The sequence below is a fragment of the Paractinoplanes aksuensis genome, assembly GCF_024137025.1.
Classification (GTDB): domain Bacteria; phylum Actinomycetota; class Actinomycetes; order Mycobacteriales; family Micromonosporaceae; genus Actinoplanes; species Actinoplanes aksuensis.
Genome location: NZ_JAMYJR010000040.1, coordinates 132,050 through 146,682 on the forward strand (window position 1 = coordinate 132,050; position 14,633 = coordinate 146,682).

Sequence of the window (14,633 nt, forward strand, 5' to 3'; positions counted from 1 at the left end):
CGTGGAGTCAAAGATCAAGGCATGGGTCGAGGAGGTCGCGCTGCCCGGGCAGCGGATCACCGGCACACGGGCGCTGACCGGCGGATACAGCAACGACAACACGGTCCTCACCACGACCGGCGGCGGCGAGTACGTGCTGCGGCGCTACCTCCGGAGCAACAAGTGCGCCCTGGAGGCGGCGCTGGCCCACCGCCTGACCGGCGTGGTGCCGGTGGCCGAGGTGGTCGCGGCCGACCCGTCCGGCGAGAAGGCGGGCGAACCCGTCCTGCTGTCCGTCTTCGTACCGGGAACGCCCGTGAACGAACTGGACGAGGACGCCTTCCTCGCCGTGGCCCACGACGTCGGGGCCACGCTGGCCCGCATCGGCGCCGTCGAGTTCGCGGCCCCCGGCTTCTTCAGCGGCGGCCGCCTGGAACCCGACGGCGCCGAGCCCGCCGAAGGCCTGGACCTGTGGGTCGACCGCTGCCTGAAGGAGGGCAACGCGGCCGGTCATCTCACCCCCGCCGAGCAGGATTCCCTCCGCCGCTGGGCCCGCGACGCGGCACCGGAGCTGGCTTCGTTGAAGGGCTCCCGCCGCCTGGTCCACTCCGACTACAACCCCAAGAACCTGCTGGCCGCCCAGTCCCCCGACGGCTCCTGGCGGGTGGCGGCGGTGCTCGACTGGGAGTTCGCCTTCAGCAGCACCCCGCTGGTCGACATCGGCAACATGCTCCGCTTCCCGCGCCCGGAGGCGTTCACCAACGGCTTCCTCGCGGGCTTCCGAGACGGCGGCGGCGCGCTACCCCCGAACTGGCGCCGCCTGAGCCAGGCCCTGGACCTGTTCGCCCTGGCCGACTTCCTCACCCGCCCGGTAGACCACCGCTACTTCACCAAGGCCATCAACCGAATCCGGGTAATGCTGGCCGGCTAGTTCGAGCCCTCCCCAGCGTGGCCCAGGCCCGGGCCGCGCTCAATCGGTTCGCTTCACCCTCATGGCGAGCACCGTCACGGCCCACCCACTGGTCGCCCACAACCCACGACCCGCGCGGGCACGCGCTGCTCGAACAGCGGCTACGCGTCTCCACGGGTCGGTCCTGCGCAGGTCGTCAGGCCGTAGGATGATCCGATGCTGCGGGTGTTCTCGGTGGCGTACTGGGCGTTCATCGGAATCACCTGTGTGGTGTTCTTCGCCGGCGCGCTCCTCGTCTGGTTGGTGACGCTGCCGTTCGACCGGCGGCGCGTGGTGCTGCACCTGTACTCGTCGGCCTGGGCGTCGTTCTACGTCTACGTCAACCCGCTGTGGCGTCTGGAGGTGACAGGCCGCGACCGCCTGCCCTGGCACGGCTCCGCTGTTCTGGTCGCCAACCACGCTTCGCTCATCGACATCCTGGTGCTGTTCGCCCTGTTCCGCCCGTTCAAGTGGGTCTCCAAGCAAGAGATTTTCAAGGTCCCCCTGATCGGCTGGAACATGCGCCTCAACGACTACGTCCCCGTGGTCCGCGGCAGCGGCGCCTCAGTGCGAAAAATGATGGAACACTGCGACCGCCTGCTCGCCGCAGGCTCCCCCGTGCTGATGTTCCCCGAAGGCCGCCGCACCTCCGACGGTTCCCTGCTCCCGTTCAAGAACGGCGCCTTCGAACTCGCCGTACGACACCAGGTCCCGGTCTACCCCATTGCCGTGCACGGCACGAGAGCCGCCCTCCCCCGCGACGGCATGATCCTGCGCGAACACGTGACCGCCCGGGTCGAGGTCCTGCCACCCCTGAACCCGTCCGACTACCCAGACACCGAGTCCCTACGGGACGCAGCCCGCCAGGCCATTGCCAACGCCCTCACCCACGGCTGACCACCGGCCGGCGCTCCTCGACGGCGGCGGCCCGGAAGCGGCACCAGCCCTCCGTGCCGTCGCGGCGCAGTGGCGCCGCGAGCACCCACAACCACGGCATCCCGACGCGCAACCAGCTCTTGAGTCAGCCCGGCAAAGACGCGCCACCGTTCACCATCAAGCCCCACCGTCGTCTCCGCGTCGGGAGGCGAGAACGCCAACAGGCTGGCGGTGGAGGATCGGACCGGGCGAGCGAGGCGTCACGGACTTGGTTCGGTGTGGGCCCGCTCTCCGCAAGCTCGGCCCTCCCTACCCGCCTCTTGCCAGCCCCGTCGTTGTCGTGGGCGCCGGCCCGGCGGAGGGCTTTGACGGTTGTCTCTACGATGGCGGCTCGTGAGGATCGCGCATTTTTGCGACAGCCATCCTGATCGGCCTGACGGGGTTTCGTGGTCGGCTGAGTTGACTGTTGAGCTGTTGCGGGGTGCTGGGCACGACGTCGAGTTCTACCGGCCTGGGCGGGTGCCTTCGCTCCCGGTTCCGGGGCGGCACTTGCGGATCGGGTCGCCGTGGTTCCGGTGCGCGGCAGCTGATGTCTTTCATGCGCATACGACCGGGCCGATCGGAATGGCCGCGTTTCGGTTGGCTGCTCGGCGGGGTGTGCCGCTGGTGATGACCTGGCACACCGATCTGGTCGCCTATGCGGACACGTTTCCCGAGATACCGATCGGGGCGGCTTGGTGTGCGCTTCAGCTGCGGCTGGGCTGGTCGTTGCGGGAATTCCTCGAGTTGGCCCGGCCGGGTGAGGTTCGGCGGGGGCGACTCATCGCTCTTGGCCGCGGGATGGCGGGGCGGATGGCGGCCGCGATCACACCGTCGGGCAAGACTGCTCGGGGATTTGCTTTGTTCGGGCCGGAGCCGGCCGTTTGTGTGCTGCCGACTCCAATTGCGCCGGCGCCACCGCGGGCGCCGACTCGTCGCGGCAATGTCGTGTTGTCGGTCGGCCGGGTGACTGCCGAGAAGAATCCGGGGCTGCTGTTGGAGGCATTCGCGTTGCTGCGTGCAGGAAAGCCGGACGCGCGGCTGGTGTTGCTGGGTGTCCGGCAGGGCCGGGCCGCGCTGACTCGTCGCCTGCGGGAGCTGGATCTGGAGCGACACGTCGACGTGGTGCCGCCGGTTCCCCGCCATGAAGTGGACGCGTTCTACCGTACGGCTGACGTTCTTGCCTTTGCCTCTACAACGGACACTCAGAGTCTTGTCCTCGCCGAGGCTGAAGCTGTTGGCCTGCCTGCCGTTGTGGCCGATGCCGACCTCGCGACGCGGGCCGGTGACAACGGGGCGCATCGGTTCAGTTGTGCGCCACGGCCGGCCGAGTTCGCTGCTGCGCTGGGGCGGATGCTCGACGACGAAAGCCTGCGGGCGCGGGTGGCTCGGGACGGATTGGCGGCTACCGCGGCGTACCCGTCGGCGTTGTATCTGGAGAGGCTCGAGAAGCTGTATCGACGGCTTTGACGAGACCTGTCACGATCTTGGCCGTGAGACTCTGGCGACGCCCGGAAGTGTGGGCCGCGTTGGTCGTTCTGGCCACCGGTGCGGCACCGATCTTTCTGCCGGTCCACACTCAGCTCGAGCTTGACGACTGGGCCGTCGAGCTGCGGCGGACCGGGGTTCCCGCTCAGGGCTACATCTTCGAACAATCGATCAGCGACCGGGACCGCCGGACCATGCATTTCCGCTACCAGGCCGACGGGGTGACCCATCAGGAAGGGGTCGGCTGTTGGGAAGTGTGTCCGCAGCCGGGCGTCACCGTTCCGATCTGGTACAACGCTGACGATCCGCTCGACTTCGTGACCGATTTCGGAGAGTTGAGCGGCGATCGTGGCATGGCACAGGGCCTGCTGGGAGTGGCCGGCCTCGTGCTTGTCGGTGTCAGCGTGTGGCTGGTGTTCGTCGCGCGCGACCAGGCCCGCCTGCGCGGCAATCTGGTCGTCCTGGTCGATCCGATGTTCTCGTTCGTCGACGGGAAAGCCGCGCGCCGCGCCCGGTCGAGTGTCGCGGCCATCGCGCTGCTCGAGTCGCTCGAGGGCAAGCATATCCGCGAACTGTGGCTCTACAACGGTTTTGCCTGGCCAGTCGTCGAATGGTTGCAGGAAAAGGCATACACAGGACCACGTCCGGACATCGGGACGGTGATCCTCAGCGCGGACGAGCCCGGCCTGACGCGCGCGCTGCGCGAATGGGCGTACGACGTCGCGGTCGGTCCCAGAGGTCGGGAACTGACCTGAATCGCTGATGCACTGACGGCATGAGCATTCTGCACACGCCGGCCGACGGTGCCGTCCTGAATCCGTTCGTCATGGTCGAGAACGCGGCCGGCCTGATCACTTTTGTGTCCGAAGTGTTCGAGGTGACCGAGACTGCGGCGGCGCACACCGAAATGCCCGACGGCAAACTGATCCACGCCGAGCTGCGACTGGGAACCGTGGACCTGATGATCGTCGACCGGCAGGAGGGTTGGCCGTTGCGGCCCGGTCTGCTGCAGGTTTGCGTCGAGGACGTCACCGTTCTGCTCGAACGCGCGACCGAGCGCGGCGCCACCGCCGTCACCGAGGCGACGCCCTTCTACGGCGAGACGACGCTGGGCCGGATGCTCGATCCGTGGCAGAACCTGTGGTGGCTCTACGCGCCCGCTCCCGGCCGGCCCGACCCGGTGCCGCACTGGGACGACGAAGGTTCGGACACCGTTTTCACGACGTTGGACGCGACGCTGCGATCGCTGCGCTGAGCCGGCGGACGGCCTCGTCCATCAGCTCGGGCGGGGCCGCTGCGTAGGTGAGCCGCAGGTGCGGGGCGGGCGCCTCGGCCGCGAACCAGGGACGTCCCGGGAATACGACAACGCCGTTGGCCGCGGCCGCGGCAGCCACGCCGACATCGTCGAAGCCGTCGTCCAATCGCAGCCAGAGATGCAGTCCACCCTTCGGCGTCGAAGCAGCAGCCGACGAACGAGCCGGCCCGCCCCCAAGGATCGGGGCGGGGCCTGCCGCCACCCCAGGCCCGCCCGTAAGCACCGGGGCGGAGCCTGCCGGCACCTCAGGTCCGCCTGTGAGCATCGGGGCGGAGCCTGCCGCCACGTCACGTCCGCCTATGTGCGTCGGGACAGCGGTTGCCGGCAGGTGGCGGTGCAGTGCTGACAGCAGCGCGTCCCGCCGCACCCGCAATGCCGTCCGCAGGTGGCGGCGATGCCGGTCCCAGGCCGGTGAGGTGACGAACTCGAGCGCGGCCTGCTGCAACGGCCCGGCCACGAACAGTTCGTCCGACAGTCGGACAGTCCGCAGCCGTGCCCCGGCCGGCCCGCGCGCACCGATCGCCGCGATGCGCAGTCCTGGCGCGGCCGACTTGGTCAGCGACCGCAGATAGATCACGTGCCCGTCGACATCGTCCCAGGCCAGCGGGGGTGGCGGATTACCGTCGATGGTCAGATCGCGGGCATAGTCGTCCTCGATCACAAAGGCCCCGGCTTCCCGTACGGCCGACAACACCACACCCCTGCGGTCCGCAGCCAAGGTCGCACCGGTCGGGTTCGCGTGCAACGGCTGGCAATAGAACAACCGCGCGCCGGTTCGCCTGAACGCCGCGGCCAACTGATCGGGCAATACCCCGTCGGCGTCGGCCGGCACCGGCACCACGTGCAGGCCCGCCGCCCGGGCCGCGGCCAGCGCCCCCAGATAGGTCGGCGACTCCACCAGCAGCGTGTCGCCCGGCGCGGCCAGCGCGCGCAACGCCGACGACAGCGCCGCCTGACCACCGGGGCAGATCACCATGTCGTCGGCGCGCAGTCCGACCTCGCCGGCGAACCAGGCCCGCAGGTCCTCGCGCCCCTCGGCCGGCCCGCGCTGCCAGGCCGCCGGTTGCCGCGCCACCCGGGCCAGCGCGGCCCCGAGCGCCGCAGCCGGCTGCAGTTCCGGTTCGAGATAGCCGCCCGACAGCGGGATCGCCCCGGCCGGCGGTATCGCGAGTAACGCCCCCAGCTCGTGCTCGCCCGGCCGGCGCGCGCCCAGGGCCACGGTCTGCCACGTCAGGTCGGGCGCCCGCTCGCTCACCGTCGCCCGGCGCGCCACGAACGTGCCCTGCCCTGGCCTGGTCTCGACCAGGCCTTCCTTGACCAGCGCCCGGATGGCGGCGGCCACGGTGACGGGCGAAGCGTGATGACGCGCGGTCAGTTCCCGTACGGAAGGAAGCCGCGCCCCAGCCCTGGCCGCGCCCACCACGCCGCGCAGATCTTGGATAACACGGGCGGCTGCGTTACCGTCATTCATGAGAGCACAGAGTAGCGCTACTGCGTCGCGAACGATAACGCCTTCGCCCGGGCTGGCTCTGGGCGCGTTGGGCGTGCTGGCGTTCAGCCTGTCACTCCCGGCCACCCGCGTGGCGGTTCAGGATCTCGACCCGTGGTTCGTAGCGTTCGGGCGTTCAGCAGGAGCCGCCGTCCTGGCCGCGGCGTATTTGTGGTTCACCCGGTCAGATCGCCAACACCCGGGGTCGACCATGAAGACACCGGCGACGTCCAGCAGTTGGATTCCGGCGACGCTGTGGAGAATCACACCGTCCACGTTGCGCAGCCTGATACCGGTGACATCGCGCAGGCTCACACCGACGACGTCGCGCACACCGACACCGACGACATCGCGGAGACTCGCACCGACCACGTTGCGCAGCCTGACACCGACGACGTCGCGCAGACTGACAAAGGGGGCGTTGCGCGGCCTGATACTGGGGGCGTTGCGCAGGCTCACACCGGCGACGTTGCGCAGACCGGCGCCGGGGGCGTTGCGCAGCTTGACACCGGGGGCGTCGCGCGGGGCCTGGCGGGCGGGATCTCGGCCCACCCCTCAGCAGTGGCGACGGCTCTCGATCGTGGCCCTGGGGGTGGTGGTCGGCTTCCCGCTCTTCACGTCGCTGGCCCTGACCACGCAGACCTCCGCCCACGGCGCCGTAGTCGTCACCGTGCTGCCCGCGATGACCGCGGTATTCGCCGTCCTGCGCGCCGGCGAACGCCCACCGCGAACGTTCTGGCTGGCCGCCGCCACGGGCCTGGTGTCGGTGCTGGCCTTCGTGGCGGTCACCGGCGCTGCCCGCGGCGCCCTCTCCCCCGCCGATCTGTACCTGCTGGCCGCGATCGTCCTGTGCGGTCTCGGCTATGCCGAAGGTGGCGCCCTGGCCCGCGAACTGGGCGGCGCCCGCACCATCTGCTGGGCGCTGCTGCTGTCCCTGCCGGTCACCCTCACGATCACGCTGGTGTCCGCGGCCACCCACCCACCGCACGGCGATGCCCGTTCGTGGCCGGCATTCGCCTACCTCACCGTCGTCTCGATGTTCCTGGGCTTCTTCGCCTGGTACGCCGGCCTGGCCCGCGGCGGCGTGGCCCGGGTCGGCCAGATCCAACTGGCCCAGCCGGTGCTGACCCTGCTCTGGTCCGCCCTGCTACTGAACGAGACCGTGCCACCGGCCGCCCTGGCCGTCGCCTCGCTGGTGCTGCTCTGCGTCATCCTCACCCAACGCACCCGCACCGCCATCAAGCCCGCCGCGGCCGCCGCACACAAGCCCCACCCGGCAAGCCGAACGTGAACCAAAACGAGACCGTGCCACCGGCCGCCCCGGCCGTCGCCCTGCTGGTGCTGCGCTACGTCATCCTCACCCAACGCACCCGCACCACCATCAAGCCCGCCGCGGCCGCCGCACACAAGCCCCACCCGGCAAGCCGAACGTGAACCAAGTCGCCGCTTGTTTGCATTCGGTGCAACATACGGATGACCGTCATCATCCGGTGAAAGCTCATCGATCAGGCCCATGCCGACGTAGGCGCGTTCGGCCTGTTGCCAATGAGGCTCAGGAAGTCGCCCTGCGTTGGCGGCCCAGACCAAGGCCGATGTCGGGTTTCGCAACCTCACCCCGCCCAAGCGCAGCTCACCCCGCCCAAGCGCAGCTCACCCCGCCCAGGCGCGGCCGTTGGTGAATTGGTCGGTGCGCACCCCGGCCAGGGCATTGATGCTCTGGCGCGCGAGATGGGGCTCGGGCTACGCCCAGCGCGACCGCGAACGCCACCCAGTCGCGCCGCGCGGGCCCGGAGCTAGTTGTTCGGCCGGGTCTCGTCGGAGCGGGATGGAGTGGTGGGGTGCGGACGGGCGAGTTCGCTTCCGTCTGCCCTTGAGCCTCTCGAACTCAGCACGTCCGGCGCTGGTGCCCCGAACTGATGCTGGTGTCGACCTCCGCCGCCGGGCCCGGACGCAGGTGACCTGGTGTGCGCACCTCGGCCACGGTTCCGATGATCTGGCGCGAGATCGAGTTCGGCTACGAGCGGCGCGACCCGGTCGTGCCGCTCGGTCTGGAAGGGCATGAGCGATCTGGCATGAGATCGAGCTCGGCCACACCCGCCCGACCGCGAGCGCCGTCCGGTCGCGCCGTGCGGGCTCGGGGCTGAATGTTCGGTGGGCCGAAGGCGCCGCCCTCGATCAGGATGAGCCGGCCGAGGTCCCGTCGGGGCGGGATGGGGTGGTGGGGGTGCGGACGTGGGCGCGTTCGCCCTGTTTGCCGATCAGGCTCAGGAATTCGACGGGGCCGGCGCTGGTGGCGCCGAACCAATGAGGGGTGCGGGTGTCGAACTCGGCGGCCTCGCCGGGGCCCAGCACCAGGTCACGGCGGCCCAGCACGAGCCGGAGGCGGCCGCTCAGCACGAAAGCCCAGTCGAAGCCCTCGTGGGTGCGCAGGCGAGGTTCCTCGTCGTCGCGGCCGGCGGGAAGGACGAACTTGTACGCCTGGATGCCGCCGGGGCGACGGGACAGGGGGACGATGATCCGGCCGTCGTTGGTGGGTATGGGGCGCATGTTGATGCGCGGGTCGCCCGTCTGGGGCGCGTCGACCAATTCGTCGAGGGTTACGCCGTACGCGCGGGCCAGCGGCAGCAACTGGCCGAGCGTGGGCAGCCGCAGGCCGGCCTCGAGGCGCGACAGCGTACTGATGGAGATTCCGGTCTGGGCGGCCAGTTCGCTCAGCGTGATGTCGCGGCGCTGGCGTAGCTGCTGAAGGCGTGGCCCTACGGCGTCGAGCGTCTCCTGGGTCGGGTCATCCTCGTCCATCACGCCATTTTTCCATTCGGCAAAGTTCTTTGCCAGTCGAATGGATCACTCCGCATGCTCGCTGAGCCGGGTGCCGCAGGGCAGCCGCGTTCTCGACTGGAGGCAAGGTGTACATCGACGATCCCCGACGGCGGCGCATGATTCTGATCGCGGTCTGCGTCGCGCTGATGGCGGTCACCGCCTCGGTGACCGGTCTCAACGTGGCCCAACCGGAACTGGCCACCGAGTTCGACGCCTCACAGAGCGAAGTGCTGTGGCTGATCAACGTCTACACGATGACGCTGGCCGCCCTGCTGCTGCCGCTCGGGGCGCTCGGCGACCGCCGCGGCCGCAAGCCCATGCTGCTGGTCGGGCTGGTTCTCTTCGGCGCCGCCAACGTGCTCGGCGGGCTGGCCACCGCCACGGAGATGATGCTCGCCTCGCGGTTCCTGGCCGGGCTCGGAGCCGCGATGATCATGCCGGTCACGCTGGCCGTGATCACCTCGACCTTCCCGGAGAGGGAACGGTCCAAGGGCATCGGGGTCTGGACCGCGGTCGCCGGTGGTGGCGGCATCCTCGGGATGTTCCTGTCGGCGCTGCTCGTCGATGTCGTCTCGTGGCGGTGGCTGTTCGTCCTGCCGGTCGCGCTCGTCGTGGCGTCGTTCGCGCTGACCCTACGGGCCGTGCCGAACTCGCGCGAGCACGCCGAGCACCCGTTCGACGTCGTCGGCTCGGTGACCTCGGTCGTCGCCGTGCTCGCCCTGATCTACGTCCTGCACGAGGGCCCGGTGGCCGGGTGGACCGAGCCCGCCACGATGATCGGCCTCGCCGCCGGACTGCTCGCCGTGGCCGGCTTCGTCCTGTGGGAGCTGCGGCAACCGGCGCCGCTGCTCGACATCCGGCTGTTCCGCGAACGAGGGCTGGCCAGTGGGTCGCTCGTGCTTCTGGCAGTGTTCGGGGTGCAGGCGGGCATCCTCGTGGTGCTGTTCCCGTTCCTGCAGGCCGTGCTCGGCTGGTCGGCGTTGCAGGCGACGGCGGGCATGATGCCGATGGCCCTCGTGATGATGCTGGCCTCCGGCCTCGCGCCCAAGGTCAGCGTACGGATCGGAAGCCGCTCGACGATGGCGGCCGGCATCCTCTTCGGTGGTGTCGGCCTCGCGCTGATGGCGATTCTCGTCTCGGCCGACGGTGGCTTCCTGTCGATCCTGCCCGGAATGCTCACCATGGGCCTCGGCATGGGCCTGTCGATGACGCCGTCGACCGAGGCGATCACCGGCTCGCTGCCCCGCGAGAGTCAGGGTGTCGCCTCCGCGCTCAACGACGTGACCCGCGAGTTCGGCAACGCGCTCGGGGTGGCCCTGCTGGGCGCCGTCCTCTCGGCCGGCTACCGCAGCGCGATCGAGCCCCGGCTCAGCGAGGTGCCGTCCGAGGTCGCCGACACGGCCCGCCAGGGGGTCGCGAATGCCGTGGCCGCCGCGCCGCAGAACGAGGCCCTGCTGCGGGCCGCCCACGAATCGTTCGTCGAGGGTTGGCAGCGTTCCATGTGGGTCGGGGCCGCCGTCATGGTCGCCCTTCTGGCGTACGTCCTCATCCGCGGCCCGCAGCAGGCCGCGCCGGCCGACGACCGGGCCGAGCCGGCAATGATCACCACCTAGCGCCGACGCACCACCGGCCCGGTGCCGCCGCCGCGCTCGGTCAACGACGCACCTCGGCGTCGGCACCGAGCGGGGCGAACGGGATCGGGCAGCACGGCTGCCCGGCGCAGGCGACCAGGTCGTCGCAGCCGGCGTCGACCGCCGCCCGCAGGGTCGACGCGATCACGTCGAGGTCGGCGATCCTGGCCTCGACCTCGGCCAGCTTGGTCCGGGCCCGTTCCTGCAGACCCGCGTCGGCCCGACCGTGCCGATGCCCGCCCGCGGCGAGCAGGTCGGCCACCTCGTCCAGGGTGAAGCCCAGCCGTTGCGCAGCCTTGATCACCTTCAGCACGAAGACAGCGTCGGGCGGGTACAGCCGGTGCCCGCCCGGGCTGCGCTCCGGCTCGGCCAACAGCCCCCGCCGTTCGTAATATCGCAGCGTCTGCCGATTGACGCACGCAGCGGAAGCCAGCTGACTGCTGCGCAACCCGGTCATGGCCGAATCACCGCGGCGGCCCGCCGCTCGAGCGCGTCCAGGACGTCGACGTACGCCGGAGGAACCTCGACGATCAGCCCGACACCGAAGCTGAACGTGAAGAACGAGCAACACTCGCTCTCGCGCGCAGTCAGATCCCGGGCTGCAGCCTCCGCCGCCGGATCGAGGTCCCAGCGCAGCTCGGTCGGCGACAGACGCTCCTGCCCGCGCAACGATCGAGCGAAGAGCTCATCGAACTCAGCCAACCGAACCGGCTGTTGGGCGGTCGGCAGCGTGCACGCATCAGGCACCCAAGTGGTCATGTCTCGACGGTAAGCCTGTACCCAGGTACCGGATGCAAGCCCGCGTCAGCCGCAGAGCCGGTTCCACTCGGGCCGATCCACCAGATAACCGACCTCGTCCCGCTGCCCGTCCCCGTGACTGACGACCACGTTCAGCTGCGGCGGGTCGCCCCCGCAGCGCAGCGGCGTGGTGAACTCGGCCACCGACTTGCCGGGGATGTCCGGCGGCCCGAATTCCGCCGGCCGCCCGTCGATCAGCGCCGAGTCGACAGTGGCCACCGCCGAACTGAAGTTGGCCATGCTCCACCGCAGCACCACGACCCGCCCCGCAATCCGCAGGTCCGCGCCGGTGAACACCACCGCGCCCCCACCGGCGTCCTCCGGCTCGGCCACCGCCGCCGCCCCCAGAAAACCGCCGCCCGCGAGCCCGACCACCAACGCGGCCACCACCAGGCGGTGCCGGGCGTGCGTCGCACTCGGCCGACGCCCCGAGACTTCCTTGGTCAGGTCGATTTCCAACAGGACCGTCAGCGCAGCTTCTCGAGTTCCGGCACGACCGCCTCCGGTGCCGGCATGGCCGCGATCTCGGCCGCCACCTCCCGGGCCGCCGTACGCAGCGCTTCGTCGCTCAGCAACCGCTGCAGATCGGCCGCCGTGATCGCCTTGGCCTCGACCGACAGCCCCGCCCCACGCCGGGCCAGCAGGTCGGCGTTGTGCCGCCGGTCCCCCGCCCCGGGCGTCACCAGCTGCGGCACCCCGGCCGCGAGCCCACCGAGGATGCTCCCGGCCCCGGAGTGGTGCACGAACGCCGCCGCCCCCGGCAGCAGCTCGTCGAGCGGCACCCGCCCCACCGCCCGCACGTTCGGCGGCAGATCCCGGGTCGACGCCGGCCGGACCAGCACGATCTCGGCGTCGACGGCCGACGCCGCGGCGACCACCGCCGGGCCCGGGTTGCCGTCGTTGGGCCCCTCGATGGTGCTGCGGCTGACCAGCACCCGAGGTCGTTCCCCCGGCGTACGCAACCAGTCCGGGATCTCGCCGCCGCCCGAGTACGGCACCGGCCGCATCGGGACCGCGCCGGCCGGCGTCCCCTCGCGGACACTCGGCGGGATCACCGTGATGGTCAGGGCGGGTTTTGGGATGTCCCGCCCGGACAACGACGAACTGCCGGTCACCGCCTCGAACAATTCGGAAGCCGGCCACAGCGTGTTCTCTTGCAGCACCGACGGGATCCCCAGCCGGCCGGCCACGATCGCACCCGCCTCGCCCAGCGACTCGAAGACGATCAGGTCGGGCCGTTCCCGTACGGCCAGCTGCTCCAGCGGCTCGACCAGAGCCAAGTTTGCCCGCCCGAACAGCTCGCCGACAAAACCGTGCCCGGCCGTGCCGTTCATCTCAGCTCGAGCAAGGCGAGGGTGCCGCAGGGCCGCTCGCATCGCGCTGCGCGGCAGACTGAAGCGGGCGCCGATGTCCACAGTACGCAGTCCCAGCAGGTCGGGCGGGAACCCGCCGCTGGCCAGGATGACGTCGTGCCCGGCGTCCCGGCAGGCCGCGGCCAGCGGCACCAGGGGCAGCAGATGGCCTTGCAACGGTGAGGCGACGAACACGATGCGCATAGGCACCTATTATGCGGAAGTGATAAAGCTCGTCCACCTGGACGCCGACTCGTTCCGCGCGCTGGCCGGGGGCGACCTCGCCGAGGCCAACCGGGTGACCCCCGTGCCCGTCTCGGAGTATCTGGTCGGCCCCGAACCGCGCAGCACGTGGCGGCGACGCCTCGCCCAGGCCCTCGACGACCCGGCCACCGCGGCCTGGACGACCGGCATCATCTGGGACGATGACGCCCGGGTGGCGGTCGGGCGCGCCGGTTTCCACGGCCCGCCCGACGAGGACGGCATGGTCGAAATCGGGTACGCCGTCGACCCGCGGTACCGCCGCCGGGGCTACGCGCGGGCGGCCTTCGAGGCCCTGCTCGCGCGGGCCCGGGACGAACCCGCGGTCCACCGCGTACGAGTCTCGATCCGCCCCGACAACATCGCCGCGGCCAACCTGGCCCTGCCCTACGGCTTCGTCAAGATCGGCGAGCAGGACGACGACGAGGACGGCCTCGAGTTCATCTACGAGGCGGACGCCAGCGGTCGATGAGGCCCGCCATGGTCCCGGCGTCGATCTCGTGGGCGACCTGACCGGCCTGTGGGTCGCGGGCGTGCAGCACGTGCAGCCGCGGTGACTGCGGTCCGCCCAGATCGACGAGAGTGGCCGAGGCGCCCCGCACGGCTCGTTCGCCCCCGGCCGGCCCGGTCAGGTCGAAGCGGTTGACGACACCGGGCGTGACCCAGGTCGGCACCCCGCCCAGCAGCCCGAACAGCTGCAGGTGGAAGTGACCGGTCAGGATCAGCCGCACGTCGGTGCCGCGGATCGCCTCGGCCAGGTCACCCGGGTTGATCAGGCCGAGCGTGTGCTGCACCGCGGTGTCGAGGCCGATCGGCGGGTGGTGGAACGCCAGCAAGGTTCCCTCGGGCGCCGGGGTGGCCAGAACAGTGCGCAGCCAGGCCAACTGTTCGTCGTCGAGGTGGCCGTACACCTGGCCGGGCACCAACGAGTCCAGCGTGACGACGCGGTGGCCCTTGATGACAGTCACGGCCGTGAGGGGGACGCCGAGCGTATCGGTGAACGGCTTGCGGTCGTCGTGGTTGCCGGTCGTGTAGAGGGCCGGGATCCCCCGTTCGGTCGCGAACGGCTCGACCAGCGCGTGGACCGCCGCGTAGGCCTCGGCCGAGCCGTCGTCGGCGATGTCGCCGGTCACCAGCACGGCGTCGAGCCCGGTCAGTTGGCCGCAGTCGCGCAGCAGGCCGGCCAGGGACTCGCGCGGGTCGATCCCGTCGGCGTTGGGACCGGCCGCGCGAGTCAGATGCGTGTCCGACAGGTGCAGGATCCGCATGGCCCGTCCGATCAGCGGTTGAGCTTCGTACGCCAATCGGCCGGAACCGAACCGGCCGGGCCGGGCACGGTCTGGTCGGCCGGGCGGCTGTCGGCCGGCGCCAGCTTGGGACCGGAGCCCGCCTCTTCGGTGGTGAAGTCCCAGAACCAGTCCTCGCCGGGCTCGAACGACTGGATGATCGGGTGGCCCGTCGCCTTGAAGTGGGCGGTGGCGTGTTGCGCGGGTGAGGTGTCGCAGCAGCCGACGTGGCCGCACTGGGCGCAGCGGCGCAGGTGGAACCACCACCCGCCGGCATCGAGGCACTCGACGCAGCCGGTGCCGGAAGGAGGAACGTCGGGCTGGATCGCGTCTTGGCTCGTCACGCGCAC

At 70.6% G+C, this 14,633-nt stretch carries 18 protein-coding genes; 9 read left to right on the forward strand and 9 right to left on the reverse strand.

Annotation, left to right across the window (positions count from 1 at the left end; translation table 11 throughout):
- Position 1: 1 nt before the first annotated feature.
- The 5 genes from M1L60_RS35550 to M1L60_RS35570 all read left to right on the forward strand — a co-directional run bounded on the left by M1L60_RS35550 (position 2) and on the right by M1L60_RS35570 (position 4,586).
- Entirely contained in the window at positions 2-910 is a 909-nt protein-coding gene (locus M1L60_RS35550; protein WP_253241942.1) for a phosphotransferase family protein, read from the forward strand.
- A gap of 195 nt (positions 911-1,105) precedes the next feature.
- Positions 1,106-1,825 carry a lysophospholipid acyltransferase family protein gene (locus M1L60_RS35555; protein ID WP_253241943.1) on the forward strand — a complete coding sequence of 240 codons (720 nt, stop codon included), beginning with the start codon at positions 1,106-1,108 and terminating at the stop codon, positions 1,823-1,825.
- A gap of 372 nt (positions 1,826-2,197) precedes the next feature.
- Positions 2,198-3,313 (forward strand): glycosyltransferase, encoded by a 1,116-nt coding sequence (locus M1L60_RS35560; protein WP_253241944.1) that lies wholly within the window; start codon positions 2,198-2,200, stop codon positions 3,311-3,313.
- A 23-nt stretch (positions 3,314-3,336) separates the two neighbouring features.
- Positions 3,337-4,086, forward strand: a complete 750-nt coding sequence (locus M1L60_RS35565) for a DUF3592 domain-containing protein (protein WP_253241945.1) — start codon at positions 3,337-3,339, stop codon at positions 4,084-4,086.
- Between the two features lie 20 nt (positions 4,087-4,106).
- Entirely contained in the window at positions 4,107-4,586 is a 480-nt protein-coding gene (locus tag M1L60_RS35570) for a VOC family protein (protein WP_253241946.1), read from the forward strand.
- Here M1L60_RS35570 and M1L60_RS35575 read toward each other — a convergent pair.
- Both M1L60_RS35575 and M1L60_RS35580 read right to left on the reverse strand, forming a co-directional pair.
- Complete coding sequence (locus M1L60_RS35575) at positions 4,549-6,117, reverse strand: aminotransferase-like domain-containing protein (RefSeq protein WP_253241947.1); 1,569 nt, start codon at positions 6,115-6,117, stop codon at positions 4,549-4,551. The two genes, M1L60_RS35570 and M1L60_RS35575, sit on opposite strands and share 38 nt — an antisense overlap.
- Positions 6,118-6,234: 117 nt before the next feature.
- Entirely contained in the window at positions 6,235-6,594 is a 360-nt protein-coding gene (locus tag M1L60_RS35580) for a hypothetical protein (RefSeq protein ID WP_253241948.1), read from the reverse strand.
- A 121-nt stretch (positions 6,595-6,715) separates the two neighbouring features.
- On the opposite strand from M1L60_RS35580, the gene M1L60_RS35585 reads away from it, so the two are divergent.
- Entirely contained in the window at positions 6,716-7,426 is a 711-nt protein-coding gene (locus tag M1L60_RS35585) for a DMT family transporter (protein WP_253241949.1), read from the forward strand.
- The gene (locus tag M1L60_RS35590; protein WP_253241950.1) at positions 7,423-7,569 is read left to right on the forward strand and encodes a hypothetical protein; all 147 of its coding nucleotides are present in this window, start codon (positions 7,423-7,425) and stop codon (positions 7,567-7,569) included. Before M1L60_RS35585 ends, M1L60_RS35590 begins: the two co-directional genes overlap by 4 nt.
- Before the next feature lie 741 nt (positions 7,570-8,310).
- Here the strand turns inward: M1L60_RS35590 and M1L60_RS35595 are convergent.
- Positions 8,311-8,934, reverse strand: coding sequence for a helix-turn-helix domain-containing protein (locus M1L60_RS35595; RefSeq protein ID WP_253241951.1), 624 nt, complete (start codon positions 8,932-8,934; stop codon positions 8,311-8,313).
- A 137-nt stretch (positions 8,935-9,071) separates the two neighbouring features.
- Here M1L60_RS35595 and M1L60_RS35600 point away from each other — a divergent pair, with 137 nt between their 5' ends.
- Positions 9,072-10,568 (forward strand): MFS transporter, encoded by a 1,497-nt coding sequence (locus M1L60_RS35600; protein WP_253241952.1) that lies wholly within the window; start codon positions 9,072-9,074, stop codon positions 10,566-10,568.
- A gap of 40 nt (positions 10,569-10,608) precedes the next feature.
- Here the strand turns inward: M1L60_RS35600 and M1L60_RS35605 are convergent, their stop codons facing one another.
- From M1L60_RS35605 to M1L60_RS35620, 4 genes are read right to left on the reverse strand one after another with little or no spacing between them, the layout of a single operon-like run.
- Positions 10,609-11,043, reverse strand: a complete 435-nt coding sequence (locus M1L60_RS35605; protein ID WP_253241953.1) for a MerR family transcriptional regulator — start codon at positions 11,041-11,043, stop codon at positions 10,609-10,611.
- Complete coding sequence (locus M1L60_RS35610; protein ID WP_253241954.1) at positions 11,040-11,345, reverse strand: hypothetical protein; 306 nt, start codon at positions 11,343-11,345, stop codon at positions 11,040-11,042. The genes M1L60_RS35605 and M1L60_RS35610 overlap by 4 nt, the downstream gene beginning before the upstream one ends.
- Before the next feature lie 45 nt (positions 11,346-11,390).
- Complete coding sequence (locus M1L60_RS35615; RefSeq protein WP_253241955.1) at positions 11,391-11,843, reverse strand: hypothetical protein; 453 nt, start codon at positions 11,841-11,843, stop codon at positions 11,391-11,393.
- 8 nt (positions 11,844-11,851) lie between these two features.
- Positions 11,852-12,940: a nucleotide disphospho-sugar-binding domain-containing protein gene (locus M1L60_RS35620; protein ID WP_253241956.1), complete on the reverse strand. Its 1,089-nt coding sequence runs from the start codon at positions 12,938-12,940 to the stop codon at positions 11,852-11,854.
- 19 nt (positions 12,941-12,959) lie between these two features.
- Here M1L60_RS35620 and M1L60_RS35625 point away from each other — a divergent pair, with 19 nt between their 5' ends.
- A complete protein-coding gene (locus M1L60_RS35625; protein WP_253241957.1) occupies positions 12,960-13,469 on the forward strand; it encodes a GNAT family N-acetyltransferase in 510 nt (169 codons plus the stop codon).
- On the opposite strand, the gene M1L60_RS35630 is transcribed toward M1L60_RS35625, so the two are convergent.
- Both M1L60_RS35630 and M1L60_RS48055 read right to left on the reverse strand, forming a co-directional pair.
- Positions 13,438-14,265, reverse strand: coding sequence for a metallophosphoesterase family protein (locus tag M1L60_RS35630; RefSeq protein ID WP_253241958.1), 828 nt, complete (start codon positions 14,263-14,265; stop codon positions 13,438-13,440). The genes M1L60_RS35625 and M1L60_RS35630 overlap by 32 nt on opposite strands.
- A gap of 11 nt (positions 14,266-14,276) precedes the next feature.
- Positions 14,277-14,627 (reverse strand): UBP-type zinc finger domain-containing protein, encoded by a 351-nt coding sequence (locus M1L60_RS48055; RefSeq protein ID WP_308208586.1) that lies wholly within the window; start codon positions 14,625-14,627, stop codon positions 14,277-14,279.
- Between the last annotated feature and the right edge of the window lie 6 nt (positions 14,628-14,633).

What these genes read in the sequence shown, in the direction of transcription:
- M1L60_RS35555 (WP_253241943.1), top strand. Translation starts at nt 1,106, where the DNA reads ATGCTGCGGGTGTTCTCGGTGGCGTACTGGGCGTTCATCGGAATCACC.
- M1L60_RS35570 (WP_253241946.1), top strand. Translation starts at nt 4,107, where the DNA reads ATGAGCATTCTGCACACGCCGGCCGACGGTGCCGTCCTGAATCCGTTC.
- M1L60_RS35575 (WP_253241947.1), bottom strand. Translation starts at nt 6,117, where the DNA reads ATGAATGACGGTAACGCAGCCGCCCGTGTTATCCAAGATCTGCGCGGC.
- M1L60_RS35595 (WP_253241951.1), bottom strand. Translation starts at nt 8,934, where the DNA reads ATGGACGAGGATGACCCGACCCAGGAGACGCTCGACGCCGTAGGGCCA.
- M1L60_RS35600 (WP_253241952.1), top strand. Translation starts at nt 9,072, where the DNA reads ATGATTCTGATCGCGGTCTGCGTCGCGCTGATGGCGGTCACCGCCTCG.
- M1L60_RS35605 (WP_253241953.1), bottom strand. Translation starts at nt 11,043, where the DNA reads ATGACCGGGTTGCGCAGCAGTCAGCTGGCTTCCGCTGCGTGCGTCAAT.
- M1L60_RS35610 (WP_253241954.1), bottom strand. Translation starts at nt 11,345, where the DNA reads ATGACCACTTGGGTGCCTGATGCGTGCACGCTGCCGACCGCCCAACAG.
- M1L60_RS35620 (WP_253241956.1), bottom strand. Translation starts at nt 12,940, where the DNA reads ATGCGCATCGTGTTCGTCGCCTCACCGTTGCAAGGCCATCTGCTGCCC.
- M1L60_RS35630 (WP_253241958.1), bottom strand. Translation starts at nt 14,265, where the DNA reads ATGCGGATCCTGCACCTGTCGGACACGCATCTGACTCGCGCGGCCGGT.